This is a genomic window from Gilliamella sp. W8123, assembly GCF_016101085.1.
Classification (GTDB): Bacteria; Pseudomonadota; Gammaproteobacteria; order Enterobacterales; family Orbaceae; genus Gilliamella; species Gilliamella apis.
On record NZ_JACFRE010000006.1, the window covers coordinates 104,552 to 118,996 of the forward strand.

The following is a 14,445-nucleotide window of genomic DNA, read 5'->3' on the forward strand; positions in this document are numbered from 1 at the left end:
TCTATATTCCTAATATTTAATAAAAACGTTTTCGATTTTACCGTCGTCAATCATATTTATGATTTTTATTGCTATATCTTTATCAATGCCATTTTCAAGTAAGCATTTGAATGATGAATATTTAACTTGCCTTTTATGTTCCACATCAGCCAATCGTTTTGCTTCTTCTTCCTTTGCTCGTTGAATTTCGGCTAGTCTTTCACGTTCTTTTTTGGCGTTTTCTTCACGTTCTCTTTGTAGCGCTAGTTCAGCTTCTCGTGCTTTATTTTCAGCCTCCAGCCTTGCTTTATTAGCAGCTTCTTCAGCTATTCTTGCTTCTCGCTCTCGCTGTTCTTTTTCTTCCCGTAATCGTGCTAATTCTGCTTGCTCGGCTTGTCGTTGCGCTTCAATTCTTGCTTGTTCTTCCGCTTTTATGCGGGCCTGCTCAGCTTCATATTCAACAACTGGCTTGCGAATTTCGTTATACACTTCTGTCAGTGCGTCACGAATTAACTTGCGTCCAGCGTCAATTTTTTTTGGTTTAGCTTTTAAAATATCCGTGACAGATTTACCAATATCGTCAATTTCTTTGATTTTGCTATTTAATTCAGCGGCTACTTTTTTAATTGCTTTTCTGCCAGCATCAGTACTGCCATCCATACCGCTAAAGATTAAGTTTTTGTAATGAGACGCAACTGCTTCAATTAGCGGTTGTACTTCATTATTTTCATTTAAAAATAGTTTTTCTCGTTGAACGTGTTCAGCTGGTACTAAACTTGCTACTTCAATAATTTCTGTTGCCATTTTTATATTTCCTTTAATTAGTTGCCACTTCTAACATCCAGTGAATCAACATAAACAATCCACCGAATGTCACAATTAGGACACAAAAAAGGGCGTATATTTGCTCGCCCTTCGTTAACTCATAATTGATTGCCATTCGGTCGGTTTGTCTAACATTACAGCCGACATGATCGATAGGTATTGTATTCATTTAAACGTCCTCTGGTCGTTCTGTGAGTGATCGCTCCCAATTGATACTGTCGGTATTTATCGCTAAAACGCTGTCGCAATAATCACCACCGCAATTAGTCCAGCTAAAACCGTTTGCGCTGATAAGTGGTTCATCAGAATAAAAATACACCTCGCCATCTCTATCCATCGCCACCCATTTCCATTCTGGAGCAATCATCGCCCACATTTCACGGGTAATCAAAGGAGTTGATTTCGGTGCAATGCGATATTCTGTATTTAAAAAAATACAATTAGAGTCTGATGGTTTCCAAAAGCGGTTGTCGTCATTATATTCTTCAACATAGAGACCTTGCATCATAGCTAACAATATTTGCACTAAATGCTCTTGTTCTTCGTTCTGAGGTGTTAATTTACTGTCATTATTTTTTATGGCATTAAAGAACCAGCCTGTGATGTTTTCGATCTCACTTTCCTTAAAATATTTTATGTCTTGAGTTATCCCATCGTCCTCTTCACAAAAACCAATATCTGCTGGGTAGTGTATATATGGTTGAAATTTCGTTGCTTTATGACCAGAATCACAAGTTATTCCCGCGTCGTCACATGCCCGCAATAGCAAATTAGCTTCCTGTTCAGTTTTACATTCAACATACCAATCCTTTTGTAATAATCTTTTTTTAATTTCGTTACTAATCATTGTTTTGCTCCTCATATTCTGTAAAAATCTTAGTTAAGGGCGAGTCTTTCACATCTTTCTTCTGCTAACTCATCAATCAGATTAAATGTTTTAGTAAGTAAATTTTTTTCTTGTAATGAATATGAATAATCATACATACAATAAATCCCATCCTCTCCATTTCCGAAAATAAATGACGCGCACCCCTTATAGTCGTCTTTCTGAACATGAATGTGCATTACGTCGAGGTCATGATATAAATCTAATATATCGTCTAATGAACGCACATCATTAAATAGCTCACCGTCATAAACTTTGAATGAAAAACCTTGCTCTTTTAATTCGCTATAAAATGAATTAAGTATTTTTTCTTCGTTTTGTTTTGTTATTTCTAATCTGTTCATAATTTATTCCTCAATCCTGAATGTGATTTTTAATTCTCAAAATAATCAGTTAACCATACCTGAAAACTTTCGTTTACTGCCTGTGCTGGCGGTGTTACTTCCCAGTGTTCAAAATCTTCAAAAAACCCGCCACGTTCTAGCAATTCATTAGCTAATTCAGTCATGTATGTTTGCGTGTAATTTTTTGAATATTGATGCTGTTTTATTAACTCAATTAACAGTTCTAAATATTCTTGTTTCCATTCTGTGTAATTCATTGTTTTAACCCTGTAAAAAAGCCCTCAAAAGAGGGCAAAAGGATGTAGTAGTGCTGTCTTTCCAGCTGTCAGTAATTCATAAGTACTCTCGTAAAAATGCTTATGAATGTAGGTGCAGACCTTTCAGCCTGCGCGCTGGTTTACCCGCACAATTCATCCGGTCACCCAGTAGGCGGAATCGACAACTGGTAGCCGCCTCTATTGCCCAGTTTTAAAATATTTTTAGCAATCTGTTTACTAAAGAACTTGTATCCAGTCGGTCTCTCTCGAGGCTGGGAGTGATTGCGTCGCTCACCCGATGCGTACTATTGTGATTGCTACTTTACAAAACCGCAGTATGTTCATATGCCTCTGCTAGCTACTTGAATCTTGCTACCTAATTAGTAACTCGTAGTATTGCTAATTGATTGGTAGGTTGATTTGTTTTGATAAGATGATATTACAGTTAAAACTGTTTAATGTAAACAGATAAAACTGTATTTTTAGCTGTAATTAATCTAACTGATTATTTTTTAATCAGTTGGTGTTTTAAAGTTGTGGTAGGGAATTTTAGGCGTGAAAAAACCCGCACTGGGCGGGTTTGTATTAGTAATAGTTGTTTAATGTTATTTGGGTTATTTGAATCGATGAGTTTTATTCTTATCAATTAACGAGTTAATAAAACTTGAGTAGTTTGATTTTTTTTCTTTAATTGTATGTACTTCAGGGAGGGAGAATACTCCTACTTTATCAGGTGATTTTATTTGATCAAATTTAATTTTAGTAGTGTCCATATAACAATCCCCCTTTTGTTTAACTTTTATTTCTACTTAGAAAATGATTATTTAATTCCATAGTAAAATAATGTTTTCTCTTAATCCAAATAAACCCATCGGTTTTTGATATAACCGCAACATCTATTGGTCCACCAACTGATTCTGAATCATCAGAAATTTTTCTTTTGAATGCGGTTAAATTTACTAATGATTCTGCCATATATGCCATATCTTTTTTTGGCAAAAAATCAATCATACTAACAACTCTGTCAATAAAATTTTCTCTAATACAGATAGCTATATTATTATCTGTTTCTTGCTTTTTTTCAATGATTAAATTTCTAATTAAGTTAATTAAATTATCTTCGTTTGTTTTGTTGAATTTTTCTGTTTTTACTATATTGGATATCTTATTTAGAATATCACGAAAACATTCATTATAAATATCATCTAAATAACTCATCAAGTCATGACTGCAACCAGACATAAAAGCCGATACTTCATCCTCTTGAGCAAATGGAATAACTCCAGCCCCATCCATACCGCTATCACATTTATTATCAATTTTATACTTTCTTAGTTTTTTATCCAAAAAACCATGTAATTGAAATGTTATTATTTGCGGATAATATTCATTATCTCCGTAACCCGCAATTACGATCCCAGTCGGGTTTCCAATATCGTTTTTTTTACAAACTAATGCAGCAAAAAAATCAATTAAATTCTGATTAATTGATTTGATAATGCCTGATTCTTCAGATTCCATTTCGTTTGTTAAGTGATTGCAAAAGGCTGTTATCTTGTGTTTTGCAATATCAATATCATCCGCAACAAAATCATCAAAAAAATCACTGTTTGATATACTTTCTAAAACATTTAATAAATACTCATTCAATTTTATATAATATTTATCAATAGATTCTTCGTTTGGATATAATTCTTTAGCAACTGTTTCTAATATTTTTCTAAATACATCATTTTCCAAGTATTTATAAATATGCTCGTCTTTCATTGATTTAGAAATTATTTGTTCACTATTTTGTAAATAAGAAAAAAAGTCATCAGCCCATTCTCTTAGAGTGGGAAATGATTGGTTTTTTCTTTCTTTCCTATATGATTTTATAACTAATTCCCAAGGGACTTTGCATAAATCCCCGCATCCATAAACCATTAATCCCACAGGATGGTTTAAACTTAACTGGAACAGTTTTTCGGCTCCATTATTTATTTTATTTAAACCGAATTGATTAGAAATTGTAACAGCAGAGTCTGCTGCCAATGCTACTGCGCTTTTATTATATACTGCTATTTCTGCCGTCATTCTTTCTCCTTACCTTATTCCACTTATCTATTTTATTCAAAACCGCCGAAGCGGTTAGCCGTGTCCTATTCGGAATTATTATCTTTTACGTCTAAATATTCTGTGCTCAACCATGGTACCAATTATTCTAATCTGTTGTTTTAAAGTGCTCATGGTTGTGTAGTCAGGATTAAGTGGAATAAGCTCGAATTGCATTCTTTCATGTTCATCATATCCTAATTCACGGTACTTTTTAAAAGTTGCCTCTTCATCTCCATTTACAGCTACCACAAATTCACCTGGAAATGGTTTTATCGCAGGATCGACAATAACAACATCACCTTCCTTAAATTCTGGCTCCATTGAATCGCCTTTTATTTTTAGTGCAAATGCTTTATTTGATAATTCTAATGATGTCATAATATATTCAAATCCAGTTGAATCTCTAAGTTCACACGACTCTGTCCATACTCCTGCTTGCACGTAGCTTATTAATGGGACTTGATGGGCGTGAATTTCTATTTTTTCTACGTTTATTACGTCCTTTTCTTTTCCACTTAATAACCATGCCATATCACATTTTAAAGCTACTGAAATTTCGTATAAGTGTCGTGGCTTTTTAACGCTACCACTTTCTATAGCTTGGTAGGATTGTTGTTTAATTCCTACTTGTTCTGCAACTTGTTCTTGAGTTAATCCCAATTCTTCGCGTCTAGCTCTAATTCTTTGACCTAGGTTATTCATTTTAAAAGTCTCCTTTTATGATTAATAAAATAATACAGATAAATCTGTAATTGACAAACAGTATAAACTGTTATTTAATACAGTTATAACTGTAAATGTTGCTGAGGTTTTAATGACAATAGGTGAACGAGTTAAAAATAAACGAATCGAACTTAATATTAGCCAAGCATCACTGGCTGAATTAGTTGGAATGAAACAACAATCAATTAGTGATTTAGAAGCAGGAAATATTGAAAAACCAAGAAATATCGTAGAGATAGCTAAAGCTTTGAATTGCTCTGTTGAATGGTTGTATTACGGGACTTCTAATCATTAGGTAATCATGAATATGCTAAAAACCAAAAAAACACTGAGTCAATGCGAGCGAATATTAATTCATTTGCAGAGTGGCAAAACGATTAACCCATTACAGGCTTTGAATTTATACGGCTGTTTTAGATTAGGCGCGCGTATCTACGACCTGAAACAGGCTGGTTTTGATATTGATAGCCGTTTAGTCCATGAGAATGGCGTTCAGTACGCTGAGTATTCGATGAGAGGTACAGAACAATGAATCCTGTTGATTTTATTTATACAAATATTCAAAAACAGCTAATTACTGAAGGTTTCACTGTTGGAATCGCTAATTTAGCCGCTAGGTATGGGGTTGATGAATATAAAAAACGCTCTCAACCTACAATGCGTGGAAATATTTATGCTGACTGTTTGCATGAAGCACGTTTACAGGCTAAAGCATATAAAAAAGCCACTAATTAGCGGTTAGTGGCGGGTGCATTTATTGAAAGGAATAAATACATGAAAAAGAATAAAACAAATTGTAAGACATGTCAACGGGCAGATAAACCCGACGAGTTAGCAATGATTGCATTAAACAATCCTGAATTTGGAAAGCGATTGATCAAAGAATTTAAAAAAGCTAAAGGGGAGCCGTCATGTCTACAGCAGAAGTGATTAATTTTTATGACGCTAAAAAAGGCGTAAACATGGATAACTTTAAAAAGGGTTATATTGCGTTAAGTCGAAGTGTTAGACGTGCTGAATGGGCTAAGTGCGCAATTAAACGTACTTTATGGGAAAACCTTTTACTCGATGCAAGTTATAAAAGCAGAAGTGTTAATTTTAAGGGCGTTAATTGGGAGTTAACAAGAGGTCAATTAGTGACAACTAGAGAAATTCTAGCAAGCCAAATCGAAATTGGTGGGAAACCTGTAAACTCAACATTAATACGCCGAGCATTAGAATTTTTTGAAAAGCAAGGCATGATTTCAAGGGTTGGAAACCGTTTAGGTACTGTTATAACAATCATGAATTATGACGCTTATCAGTCATATTTTTGTGACCAATCAAATGACCAAAAGAATGACCAACCTAATGACCAATGCAAAGCTAATAGTATCAATACCTCAAATGAGGTTAATGACCAACGATGCGACCAATCAAATGACCAAAAGAATGACCAACAGAACAATAAAGTATTAGAACAAGAAAGTAATAATAAAAATAATATGTCATCTGACGATGACCAATCGGCACCAAAAAATAAAAATTCAATTGATTTTGATTTAGTCATGGATGCATACAACGATGCTGTAGAAAACAGATTGCCTAAAGTCGTAAAAATGACCCCTGCAAGAAAAAACGCAGTGAAGAAATTACTTAAAGAGCTTGAACAACCAACATTCCAAAACTTGGCTGGTTATTTTTATGATTTTGTGGACAACGCAAAACCGTTTTACTTTGGCGAAAATGACAGAGGATGGCGTGCTGATTTTGATTACATTGTAAAAACAACCACGTATTTAAAATTTATTGAGGGGTCGCTATGAATATCACACCTAACGATTTAGTGGCAGAGCAAGCGGTACTCGGCACAATGATGGTTAATTTCGATTCTCCACGTTGCCAAAAAGCGATCCGCCAGTTAAAAACGGATTCATTTTATAGCAAACAGCATCAGATGATTTTTAGCCAAATTATCGAACTGAGCAAAAAGAATTATCCAGTTGATTTGATCACCGTGTCGGACAGTATGGAGGCAAAAGGCACATTGTCAGAATGTGGCGGCTTAGCGTATTTAGCTGAATTATCTAAAAACACGCCATCGATGGTGAATGTTATTGCCTACGCTGGAATCGTTCGAGATAAAGCGATTGAACGCTACACATTGCAAAAATTAAATGATTGTAGCGCCATGATTTATGAAAAATCTAATTTATCAACTAGCGAGAAACTATCAGCTATTCAATCGTTATTTACTCAAATTGATGACTATAACAAAACAGGTAAAACACTAGGGCTAAAATCATTTAATACCATAGCTGACAAATGGACAGCAACGCTTGAAAAACGATTAGATAATTCCGACAGCGCAAGGGGATTATCTACAGGTCTTAAAGCGTTAGACGAAAAACTAGCTCCAAAAGGTTTGGTTCGAGGCTCATTATTTGTTGTTGGTGCTCGTCCAAAAATGGGTAAAACAACATTTGAGATCAACATGGCGCGTCACTGTGCAATGAATGAAAAATTACCAGTGTTGATGTTCTCGCTTGAAATGCAGGACGAGCAAATGCTCGAAAACATTTTAGCGCAGGAATCAGGCGTTAGTAGCGATATTTTTTATGATGGTGGGTTAGGTGCTGATTCAGATTTCGCACGAGTTATGCATCATTTAAAAGAACTTTCCGAAACTGACAATATCTACATTGATGATACACCAGCGATCACATTATCGCACATCAGATCAGAATCAAGACGAATAGCTAAAGCTAAAGGGCAAATAGGCATGATCATGGTCGATTATTTGACTCTCATGGATAAAGAGAAGGGTGACGACCAACGAAATGATTTAGCTTATGGAGCAATAACTAAAGGGCTTAAAGCGCTCGCTAAAGAATTGAATTGTGTAGTTGTTTTATTAACACAGTTAAATCGAAATCTTGAATCCAGAGGTGATAAACGACCTGTTCCAAGCGATAGCCGAGATACAGGACAAATCGAACAAGATTGTGATTACTGGATCGGTATTTATCGCGATTCCGTTTACAACGATCAGGCAGATAAAAACCTAATGGAGATTATTGTGGCATTAAATCGTCATGGAGCAGGTAATTTCACTGTATATGCAGGAATTAAAAACGCTCGAATTTATGAGATAAATCAAGCTGAGGCTTACGCTCAAGTCAATGTCGAGCCAGCCAGAAAAGAGCGTAAATATGCTAAAGCGAGTTAATCACTGCTCACTCGGTCGGCATCACATGCTCGACAAAATAGCATATGACTATGTAACTAAAATCCGAAAACGCGGCGCAAATGTAGCAAAAATTAAATATGAATTAGCAGAAAGAGTAAAGAAATTTACTGATGAAGAAAGGAATAAATTGAGGGAGTTAATACAAAAATGGCTAGAAAGTTAACAATGTTTGAATGTGAGCACTGTTTAAAAGTTCTCAGGAAGACACAAAAAGGCATCGATAATCACGAAGCTAAATGTTTTTCAAACGTAGCAACAAGGTCATGTATAACCTGTGATAACTACTGTGGCGCTATTAGGGAGAACATAAACGACAGACGGCAATCACGTAAATGTGAAATTGGAATTAGTTTATTAGAACGGTTGCAGACGAATTGCGCCGACTGGAAAAAAATTGATCATATCGAAAATGATTTTTTTATCGATGGTGAAGACGTTTAGAATGGGAACAATGAAAATGGCTAGAAAATATCAAATAACAGCAGAAGTTAAGAAAGGCCATCAATCGTGGGGAACAATCGTATTGCATCGTGATTCAAAACTCACAGAAAAAGGTTTAATTAAAACGCTGGCTACAGTTAAAAACTCATTCGGCAATACTAAAGTTGATGTTGAAGTGCGTAATTTTGAGTGTGTAAGGGTCTAGAAGTGATTAAAGAATTTCGATTAACACACGAACTAGCACGCACTACAGCGATTAACGTAATAAATCAATTACCTGTTGATAGTGAACATCCGTTAAGAATTGTTATTGATGAAGATAAGCGTTCATTGGCTCAGAATCGCATGATGTGGGCTGTTTTAAATGATATAGCAAAACAGGTCAACTGGAACGGAGAGCAACTCACTGCTGAGGAATGGAAGCATTTAATTACTGCTAATTTGCACGGGCAAAAATGCCTTAAGGGTATCAATGGTGGACTTGTGTTTATGGGACTATCAACTCGGAAAATGAATAAAAAAGAATTCGCTGACGTTGTGACATGTGCCGAACAGTTTGGTGCGGAAAATGGCGTTAAATTTAGTAATGATGCGTTAGAGGCTATACGACTAGCAGAGCAGTACAAAGACCAGTTATCAAAGGTGGCATGATGATAAAACAGGTTATTTATCGAAACTCAAAATGGCTCGATGCTGTTAAATCAATAGAATATTGCGTCTTATGTGGTTGTTATTGTCAAACTCAGCCTGCGCATAGAAATGAAGGCAAGGGAATGGGTATGAAAACGGATGACTGTGCATGTGCCGCATTGTGTAATCAATGTCATTATCAGATTGATAACGGTAAAGAATTAACAAGAGAAGAAAGACGAATTTTATTGGATAAAGCAATAGTATTAACAATTATTCAGTTAGCAAGGCGAGGGAAAATAGGGGTAATGAAAGCATGATTACACTAACACTTCCTTATCCTCCAACGGTTAATCATTATTGGGGAACGGCAGGAAAGCGAAGATACATTAAACCTGACGGCATTAAATTTAGAAACGCCGTTATAGCTATCGTATTGCAGAATAAAGCTAATAAGAAGTTATCTGAAAGGGTAATGGTTGAAATTAAAGCTTATATGCCAGATAGAAGAAAACGAGACCTAGATAATATAAATAAGGCTATTTTTGATGCATTAATTCATAGCGGTGTCATTTTGGATGATGAGCAAATAGATGTATTACACAGTGAAAGAAAAGAAGTTATCAAGGGTGGCAGAATAGAATTATCTATAAGTAAATTGGGGGCGTAATGAGAGAAACTAAAGAAATTTTAACGGCGTGGAAAAACACCCGTATATTAAAAAGAATGGGAACTGAGTATCCGTCGAAATCTGCTGGCATTGAAGGTGCACCTAGAGATTTTGATTTTCGCCAGTATTTAACCGAAGAAGAGGCGCAGATTGTTGATAATGCAGTGTTAACCCTTAAAGCTGATAATTATTCCCAATGGATTGTATTAACTGCGTACTATTTGCGAGATGTTTCTTGTAATGCTCAAGCTAAGGCAGTCGGCAAAAGACCTCACGATATTATTAATTTATTAAATCAAGCCGAAATGTTTATAAGAGGTAATATTTACGATTTTTTCAAAAAAGCAGCATAAAATTCAAAAAAATGTTATTAAAATGCTGGACTTTGCGCAAATGCGCATATATAATTGGTATAAGATGCGGTTTAAAGCGCATAAATTACAAGTCCAATCAAAAGTTGGGCTTTTTTATTATCTAAAATTTATGAGTCTGAAATGGAATTCTTAAAAAAAATCACAATAATCACGTTTTGTTTAATATCTACAGCTACATTCGCATCTCAGCAAAATTTCAATAATGCAAAAAATCATTTAGTAAAAATCTACACTGCAAATCCCGAACAAACAACATTCTATTGCGGATGTGAATTCGTATTTAATGATAAAAAAGGTGCTGTAGATTTCAGTAAATGTGGCTATACACCGCGGAAAAATGAAACGCGCGCGTCTCGCATCGAATGGGAGCATGTCATGCCAGCAGAAAATTTTGGTAGACACTTGCAATGCTGGCGTGACGGTGGTCGTAAAGAGTGTAAAAAGGATGCAACCTTTAATGCAATGGAAGGTGATTTACATAATTTACAACCAGCTATCGGTGAGGTGAATGGTGACCGTTCTAACTTCCGTTACTCACAATTCACAAAAGAGTTTACCCAATATGGTCAATGCCAATCTGCAGTTGATTTTCAAGCTAGGAAATTTCAACCTCGTGAGGAAGTTAGAGGCGTAATTGCTCGTACATATTTCTATATGCGTGATAAATACAATATCAATTTATCTGACGCACAGAGCAAATTAATGACAGCATGGGATAACGAATATCCACCTAACGAATGGGAATGCGACAGGAATCGACAAATAGAAAAAATTCAGGGTAATGATAACAGTTTTATTACCGAAAAATGTGAAAGCCGCAATTAAGCGGCTTTTTTATTGGAGGAATAATGAAACTTTAGGCTATTCTTAATTCAAGAGTTTTACCTAAAGCAGATAACGCTTTGCTGATTTTATCGATTTTAGTTGTATGGTTTAAGTTTGCGATACGCTGTACTTCTTGCGGTTTAACATTAATACGTTTTGCAAGCTCAACATTCGAAATATTTTGATCGATCATTACATTTAGTAACAAAACTTTTGCGAAAACACTGACCGGTAAATCTATTAAGTATTCGCCTTTTTGTGCTTTGCTAGGTAATGGTACTTTTCGGCGATCCTCAAAGTAAAAATCCATACTTGTAATTAAAGCATCTTGCGCCATATTTAAAGCATCCTGTAAGTCATCACCATAGGTAATGGCTTCTGGAATATCTCTAAATGTTACTGTATATCCGCCGTCATCTTCTTTCGTAAATTTTGCTGGATAGAACATATAAACCTCATTCAAAGTAAGCCCCCTTACGAGGGCTTTAGTTATTTTAGATTTAGTTGCTTTTTGATTGCTCTCATTGTGCCATTTTTTAACTCCTTACTTGGATGTCTTGGCATTGTTGATTGCTTTCCGTTGTAATAAAGCTTCCAATGATTTCTTCCTTGCTTTACTTCAACATCTTGAGCAACTAGCCATCTTAAAAACTCACTTTGTTTCATTATTCCTCCGTGTTGTTTTAAGATGTAATTATAATAAACAAAAATGTTTATTTTGTAAAGTAAAAAATAAACAAAAATGTTAATTTTTTAGTGTTTAAATTAAGTTTCAGGCAATCAGCATTTATTTATTTTAACAACACTGTATGTAGTTCTTTCGCTGATTGTCTTTTTCTAATAACAGTCCCCCTCATAACCTCTATTAATTTTGGCGCAGTCTTAAATTTGATACGTTTGGGGGCTTCTACAGTATCGACAGCAATGCTAGACACACACTACTAATCATTAGCTAGTACGCTGTCATTTCTATTAACTAACAATCGTAAATTCATATGGACAAATACACGTCACCTATTTCCTATTTTTGGGGAGTCACATGCTCTATGTTTGGAGTTCTGAGCCTAAACGATATTGCTATTATTATCGGTATTATTATATCAATAGCTACATTTATCATTAATTGGATTTACAAACGCAGAGATTTTTATCATAAAAAAAATTTGAGAGAGCAATACTATGCGAAACATGAAAAAAATAGCGACGAGTGCGATTTGTAGTGTTTCAGTTATTATCGGTATTGTTTTGGCAAATTACTCAGATGAAATCAGGACTAGTAAAGCAGGGTTAGAAATAATTGGAAACGCTGAATCGTGCATTAGAGAGCCATATTATTGTCCTGCAAATATCCTAACCGTTGGTATTGGTTCAACTGGCAACGTCGAGCAAAAACGTTATACAGACGAGGAAATCGCTAGGCGCTGGGTAGATGATATCAAAACAGCAGAAATGTGCGTTAATCGGTATGCTAATGGTTTTCATTTGCCTCAGCCTGTATTCGATGCGACCGTATCTATTACATTCAATGTAGGTTGTAGCAAAATGCGCACATCTACAATGTATAAACATCTGAATAACGGAAATTATCGAGCTGCATGTAACGAGTTCCCTCGTTGGAATAAATCAGGTGGAGTTGTTTTAAATGGGCTGGTTAAACGTCGAGACAGGGAGAAAGAACTATGTTTTTCGCATGTTTTGCCATAGCCGCAATTATGGCTATCGGTAGAGTTGAAGGCTGGGGTTGGTTTTTATTTGTTTCGTTATTTTTGGATGTTAACTAATGAACAAATTAAAAATATTAAGTGTTGCATTAATTGCTGTTATTTTTGTGTTAGTTGTCTATTTCGGTTACAACAATTATCAAGAGCGAGAACGGCTCGAACGAGATAAATCGGAGCTAACTAATAGAATTAATGATCTACAGCAAACTATCGTTAAAAACAATAAAGTCATTGCAGATAACGAGCAATCAAAACGTGAGCTAGAAAATCAATCAATAGAACGGCAGGAGCAAATCAATGAACAACTCAAAGATAATGATTGTGCTGGTCAGTTTGTGCCTATGTCTATCTCTGGTGGCTTGTACAACCGAGCGAAAAGTTTACGTCAGCCAACCAATACCAGCAAATCTATTAAATGATTGCATACCAAATTTACCGCCTCAAAAAATGACGTTTGGCGATAGCGTCAGGTACAACGAGCACCTATTAAATGTTATTGAAATGTGTAATCGGGATAAGAGGGCAATTAGAGAGATTAATATGTGAAATACTATTAAAAAGTAATAAAAGAATAGATAATGATAATATTTAGCACAAATAGCTAAAAAAACACCGCTTAATTGATTTTTTTTTGATCGATTTTTTATCGAGATAAAATTTATTTATATAAATAAATATTAGATAGAGATAATTCTATCTATTAATATCTGCATATGCAGGGAACATTTTAACTTTTTAAAAGGAAAATAAAATGAATTGTATAAATAATATTATAAACAATTTAAATTTTGGACTAGCGGAAGAAAGTAAATTATCAGTGAAGTGTATTCGCATTTCTGAAAATGTTTACGGAGACAGATCAATATTTCTTTCCATCCTAAAAGACGGCAAGGAAATTGCGCGTGATTTTAAAGTAAAATCTATTGATTATTTCAAAGAACCATCTCATTTGGAGAAACTAATTTACTTGATTTCACACGAATATAATTAAAAAAATAAACCACCTTCGGGTGGTTTTTTATTATCTAAAAATTAAAGGTATCAATATGAAAAAGGGCGATAAGAAAAAAGTAGGTCGCCCAAGTGAACTGGCTGAATGTTTAATTAAGGCTAAGGAGTATTTGCTTGGGGGCTATGAAACTTTTGGCGATGTAGTACCAAGTGTAGCTGGTTTAGCTTGTTATTTAGGTAAACATAAAGCATCAATGTACAACTATGCCGAGCAAAGCACAGAATTTTTCGACACGTTAGAAGCCATTAAAACAGTTCAGGAAAACAAGTTATTAAATGGTGGATTAACGGGGTCGTTTAATTCAACCATCACAAAGCTCATGCTAGCTAATCATGGTTATAGCGAAAAACAAGAAATCGATCATCAATCATCCGATGGCAGTATGTCACCAAAACCAACACGAATAGAGCTAGTCACACCCGCAGAGTAAAC

At 35.0% G+C, this 14,445-nt stretch carries 26 protein-coding genes; 17 read left to right on the top strand and 9 right to left on the bottom strand.

Translation table 11 applies throughout. The features are described 5' to 3' along the window. Positions 1-9: 9 nt before the first annotated feature. From H3T56_RS08695 to H3T56_RS08725, 7 genes are all read right to left on the bottom strand, one after another. The gene (locus tag H3T56_RS08695) at positions 10-783 is read right to left on the bottom strand and encodes a hypothetical protein (RefSeq protein ID WP_198192611.1); all 774 of its coding nucleotides are present in this window, start codon (positions 781-783) and stop codon (positions 10-12) included. A 13-nt stretch (positions 784-796) separates the two neighbouring features. Next, positions 797-973, bottom strand: a complete 177-nt coding sequence (locus H3T56_RS08700) for a hypothetical protein (protein WP_198192612.1) — start codon at positions 971-973, stop codon at positions 797-799. After that, positions 974-1,666: a hypothetical protein gene (locus H3T56_RS08705; RefSeq protein ID WP_198192613.1), complete on the bottom strand. Its 693-nt coding sequence runs from the start codon at positions 1,664-1,666 to the stop codon at positions 974-976. A 14-nt stretch (positions 1,667-1,680) separates the two neighbouring features. Continuing rightward, complete coding sequence (locus H3T56_RS08710; RefSeq protein WP_198192614.1) at positions 1,681-2,034, bottom strand: hypothetical protein; 354 nt, start codon at positions 2,032-2,034, stop codon at positions 1,681-1,683. A 29-nt stretch (positions 2,035-2,063) separates the two neighbouring features. Then, on the bottom strand, positions 2,064-2,291 hold the full coding sequence (locus tag H3T56_RS08715; RefSeq protein ID WP_198192615.1) for a hypothetical protein: 228 nt from the start codon (positions 2,289-2,291) through the stop codon (positions 2,064-2,066). A gap of 792 nt (positions 2,292-3,083) precedes the next feature. Then, positions 3,084-4,367, bottom strand: a complete 1,284-nt coding sequence (locus tag H3T56_RS08720; protein WP_198192616.1) for a hypothetical protein — start codon at positions 4,365-4,367, stop codon at positions 3,084-3,086. A gap of 78 nt (positions 4,368-4,445) precedes the next feature. Then, positions 4,446-5,090 carry a LexA family transcriptional regulator gene (locus H3T56_RS08725; protein ID WP_198192618.1) on the bottom strand — a complete coding sequence of 215 codons (645 nt, stop codon included), beginning with the start codon at positions 5,088-5,090 and terminating at the stop codon, positions 4,446-4,448. A gap of 112 nt (positions 5,091-5,202) precedes the next feature. Here H3T56_RS08725 and H3T56_RS08730 point away from each other — a divergent pair, with 112 nt between their 5' ends. The 12 genes from H3T56_RS08730 to H3T56_RS08785 all read left to right on the top strand — a co-directional run bounded on the left by H3T56_RS08730 (position 5,203) and on the right by H3T56_RS08785 (position 11,280). Continuing rightward, positions 5,203-5,406: a helix-turn-helix domain-containing protein gene (locus H3T56_RS08730; RefSeq protein ID WP_198192619.1), complete on the top strand. Its 204-nt coding sequence runs from the start codon at positions 5,203-5,205 to the stop codon at positions 5,404-5,406. Between the two features lie 12 nt (positions 5,407-5,418). Further along, the gene (locus H3T56_RS11785) at positions 5,419-5,643 is read left to right on the top strand and encodes a helix-turn-helix domain-containing protein (RefSeq protein ID WP_370545544.1); all 225 of its coding nucleotides are present in this window, start codon (positions 5,419-5,421) and stop codon (positions 5,641-5,643) included. Beyond that, a complete protein-coding gene (locus H3T56_RS08740; protein ID WP_198192623.1) occupies positions 5,640-5,846 on the top strand; it encodes a hypothetical protein in 207 nt (68 codons plus the stop codon). The genes H3T56_RS11785 and H3T56_RS08740 overlap by 4 nt, the downstream gene beginning before the upstream one ends. 39 nt (positions 5,847-5,885) lie before the next feature. Beyond that, a complete protein-coding gene (locus tag H3T56_RS08745; RefSeq protein ID WP_198192625.1) occupies positions 5,886-6,041 on the top strand; it encodes a hypothetical protein in 156 nt (51 codons plus the stop codon). Next, positions 6,023-6,916, top strand: a complete 894-nt coding sequence (locus H3T56_RS08750) for a replication protein (RefSeq protein WP_198192629.1) — start codon at positions 6,023-6,025, stop codon at positions 6,914-6,916. Before H3T56_RS08745 ends, H3T56_RS08750 begins: the two co-directional genes overlap by 19 nt. Further along, positions 6,913-8,319, top strand: coding sequence for a DnaB-like helicase C-terminal domain-containing protein (locus H3T56_RS08755; RefSeq protein ID WP_198192630.1), 1,407 nt, complete (start codon positions 6,913-6,915; stop codon positions 8,317-8,319). Before H3T56_RS08750 ends, H3T56_RS08755 begins: the two co-directional genes overlap by 4 nt. Before the next feature lie 478 nt (positions 8,320-8,797). Further along, positions 8,798-8,986: a hypothetical protein gene (locus H3T56_RS08760; protein ID WP_198192631.1), complete on the top strand. Its 189-nt coding sequence runs from the start codon at positions 8,798-8,800 to the stop codon at positions 8,984-8,986. Beyond that, positions 8,971-9,432: a recombination protein NinB gene (locus tag H3T56_RS08765; protein ID WP_198192637.1), complete on the top strand. Its 462-nt coding sequence runs from the start codon at positions 8,971-8,973 to the stop codon at positions 9,430-9,432. The genes H3T56_RS08760 and H3T56_RS08765 overlap by 16 nt, the downstream gene beginning before the upstream one ends. Next, complete coding sequence (locus H3T56_RS08770; protein ID WP_110447370.1) at positions 9,429-9,731, top strand: hypothetical protein; 303 nt, start codon at positions 9,429-9,431, stop codon at positions 9,729-9,731. Before H3T56_RS08765 ends, H3T56_RS08770 begins: the two co-directional genes overlap by 4 nt. Then, on the top strand, positions 9,728-10,081 hold the full coding sequence (locus H3T56_RS08775; protein ID WP_110447371.1) for a RusA family crossover junction endodeoxyribonuclease: 354 nt from the start codon (positions 9,728-9,730) through the stop codon (positions 10,079-10,081). Before H3T56_RS08770 ends, H3T56_RS08775 begins: the two co-directional genes overlap by 4 nt. After that, positions 10,081-10,434: an antiterminator Q family protein gene (locus tag H3T56_RS08780; protein WP_198192641.1), complete on the top strand. Its 354-nt coding sequence runs from the start codon at positions 10,081-10,083 to the stop codon at positions 10,432-10,434. The genes H3T56_RS08775 and H3T56_RS08780 overlap by 1 nt, the downstream gene beginning before the upstream one ends. A 141-nt stretch (positions 10,435-10,575) precedes the next feature. Further along, on the top strand, positions 10,576-11,280 hold the full coding sequence (locus H3T56_RS08785; RefSeq protein WP_198192642.1) for an endonuclease: 705 nt from the start codon (positions 10,576-10,578) through the stop codon (positions 11,278-11,280). Positions 11,281-11,311: 31 nt separating this feature from the next. Here H3T56_RS08785 and H3T56_RS08790 read toward each other — a convergent pair whose 3' ends face one another. Together H3T56_RS08790 and H3T56_RS08795 are read right to left on the bottom strand one after the other, a co-directional pair. Then, complete coding sequence (locus H3T56_RS08790) at positions 11,312-11,728, bottom strand: type II toxin-antitoxin system HicB family antitoxin (protein ID WP_198192643.1); 417 nt, start codon at positions 11,726-11,728, stop codon at positions 11,312-11,314. 41 nt (positions 11,729-11,769) lie between these two features. Beyond that, on the bottom strand, positions 11,770-11,946 hold the full coding sequence (locus H3T56_RS08795; RefSeq protein WP_198192644.1) for a type II toxin-antitoxin system HicA family toxin: 177 nt from the start codon (positions 11,944-11,946) through the stop codon (positions 11,770-11,772). 329 nt (positions 11,947-12,275) lie between these two features. On the opposite strand from H3T56_RS08795, the gene H3T56_RS11700 reads away from it, so the two are divergent. The 5 genes from H3T56_RS11700 to H3T56_RS08820 all read left to right on the top strand — a co-directional run bounded on the left by H3T56_RS11700 (position 12,276) and on the right by H3T56_RS08820 (position 14,443). Next, positions 12,276-12,500 (top strand): holin, encoded by a 225-nt coding sequence (locus H3T56_RS11700; protein WP_198192645.1) that lies wholly within the window; start codon positions 12,276-12,278, stop codon positions 12,498-12,500. Beyond that, positions 12,469-12,984 carry a lysozyme gene (locus tag H3T56_RS08805; RefSeq protein WP_370545545.1) on the top strand — a complete coding sequence of 172 codons (516 nt, stop codon included), beginning with the start codon at positions 12,469-12,471 and terminating at the stop codon, positions 12,982-12,984. Before H3T56_RS11700 ends, H3T56_RS08805 begins: the two co-directional genes overlap by 32 nt. Positions 12,985-13,060: 76 nt before the next feature. Next, positions 13,061-13,420, top strand: coding sequence for a hypothetical protein (locus tag H3T56_RS08810; protein WP_198192647.1), 360 nt, complete (start codon positions 13,061-13,063; stop codon positions 13,418-13,420). 332 nt (positions 13,421-13,752) lie between these two features. After that, entirely contained in the window at positions 13,753-13,992 is a 240-nt protein-coding gene (locus H3T56_RS08815) for a hypothetical protein (RefSeq protein ID WP_198192648.1), read from the top strand. Positions 13,993-14,047: 55 nt separating this feature from the next. Then, positions 14,048-14,443, top strand: coding sequence for a DNA-packaging protein (locus tag H3T56_RS08820; RefSeq protein ID WP_198192649.1), 396 nt, complete (start codon positions 14,048-14,050; stop codon positions 14,441-14,443). Positions 14,444-14,445: the final 2 nt, after the last annotated feature.

Bases quoted from the DNA above. Each gene is read 5' to 3' on its own strand.
- H3T56_RS08695 (WP_198192611.1), bottom strand. From the start codon at position 783: ATGGCAACAGAAATTATTGAAGTAGCAAGTTTAGTACCAGCTGAACAC.
- H3T56_RS08700 (WP_198192612.1), bottom strand. From the start codon at position 973: ATGAATACAATACCTATCGATCATGTCGGCTGTAATGTTAGACAAACC.
- H3T56_RS08705 (WP_198192613.1), bottom strand. From the start codon at position 1,666: ATGAGGAGCAAAACAATGATTAGTAACGAAATTAAAAAAAGATTATTA.
- H3T56_RS08710 (WP_198192614.1), bottom strand. From the start codon at position 2,034: ATGAACAGATTAGAAATAACAAAACAAAACGAAGAAAAAATACTTAAT.
- H3T56_RS08715 (WP_198192615.1), bottom strand. From the start codon at position 2,291: ATGAATTACACAGAATGGAAACAAGAATATTTAGAACTGTTAATTGAG.
- H3T56_RS08720 (WP_198192616.1), bottom strand. From the start codon at position 4,367: ATGACGGCAGAAATAGCAGTATATAATAAAAGCGCAGTAGCATTGGCA.
- H3T56_RS08725 (WP_198192618.1), bottom strand. From the start codon at position 5,090: ATGAATAACCTAGGTCAAAGAATTAGAGCTAGACGCGAAGAATTGGGA.
- H3T56_RS08730 (WP_198192619.1), top strand. From the start codon at position 5,203: ATGACAATAGGTGAACGAGTTAAAAATAAACGAATCGAACTTAATATT.
- H3T56_RS11785 (WP_370545544.1), top strand. From the start codon at position 5,419: ATGCTAAAAACCAAAAAAACACTGAGTCAATGCGAGCGAATATTAATT.
- H3T56_RS08740 (WP_198192623.1), top strand. From the start codon at position 5,640: ATGAATCCTGTTGATTTTATTTATACAAATATTCAAAAACAGCTAATT.
- H3T56_RS08745 (WP_198192625.1), top strand. From the start codon at position 5,886: ATGAAAAAGAATAAAACAAATTGTAAGACATGTCAACGGGCAGATAAA.
- H3T56_RS08750 (WP_198192629.1), top strand. From the start codon at position 6,023: ATGTCTACAGCAGAAGTGATTAATTTTTATGACGCTAAAAAAGGCGTA.
- H3T56_RS08755 (WP_198192630.1), top strand. From the start codon at position 6,913: ATGAATATCACACCTAACGATTTAGTGGCAGAGCAAGCGGTACTCGGC.
- H3T56_RS08760 (WP_198192631.1), top strand. From the start codon at position 8,798: ATGGCTAGAAAATATCAAATAACAGCAGAAGTTAAGAAAGGCCATCAA.
- H3T56_RS08770 (WP_110447370.1), top strand. From the start codon at position 9,429: ATGATGATAAAACAGGTTATTTATCGAAACTCAAAATGGCTCGATGCT.
- H3T56_RS08775 (WP_110447371.1), top strand. From the start codon at position 9,728: ATGATTACACTAACACTTCCTTATCCTCCAACGGTTAATCATTATTGG.
- H3T56_RS08780 (WP_198192641.1), top strand. From the start codon at position 10,081: ATGAGAGAAACTAAAGAAATTTTAACGGCGTGGAAAAACACCCGTATA.
- H3T56_RS08785 (WP_198192642.1), top strand. From the start codon at position 10,576: ATGGAATTCTTAAAAAAAATCACAATAATCACGTTTTGTTTAATATCT.
- H3T56_RS08790 (WP_198192643.1), bottom strand. From the start codon at position 11,728: ATGTTCTATCCAGCAAAATTTACGAAAGAAGATGACGGCGGATATACA.
- H3T56_RS08795 (WP_198192644.1), bottom strand. From the start codon at position 11,946: ATGAAACAAAGTGAGTTTTTAAGATGGCTAGTTGCTCAAGATGTTGAA.
- H3T56_RS11700 (WP_198192645.1), top strand. From the start codon at position 12,276: ATGGACAAATACACGTCACCTATTTCCTATTTTTGGGGAGTCACATGC.
- H3T56_RS08805 (WP_370545545.1), top strand. From the start codon at position 12,469: ATGAAAAAAATAGCGACGAGTGCGATTTGTAGTGTTTCAGTTATTATC.
- H3T56_RS08810 (WP_198192647.1), top strand. From the start codon at position 13,061: ATGAACAAATTAAAAATATTAAGTGTTGCATTAATTGCTGTTATTTTT.
- H3T56_RS08815 (WP_198192648.1), top strand. From the start codon at position 13,753: ATGAATTGTATAAATAATATTATAAACAATTTAAATTTTGGACTAGCG.
- H3T56_RS08820 (WP_198192649.1), top strand. From the start codon at position 14,048: ATGAAAAAGGGCGATAAGAAAAAAGTAGGTCGCCCAAGTGAACTGGCT.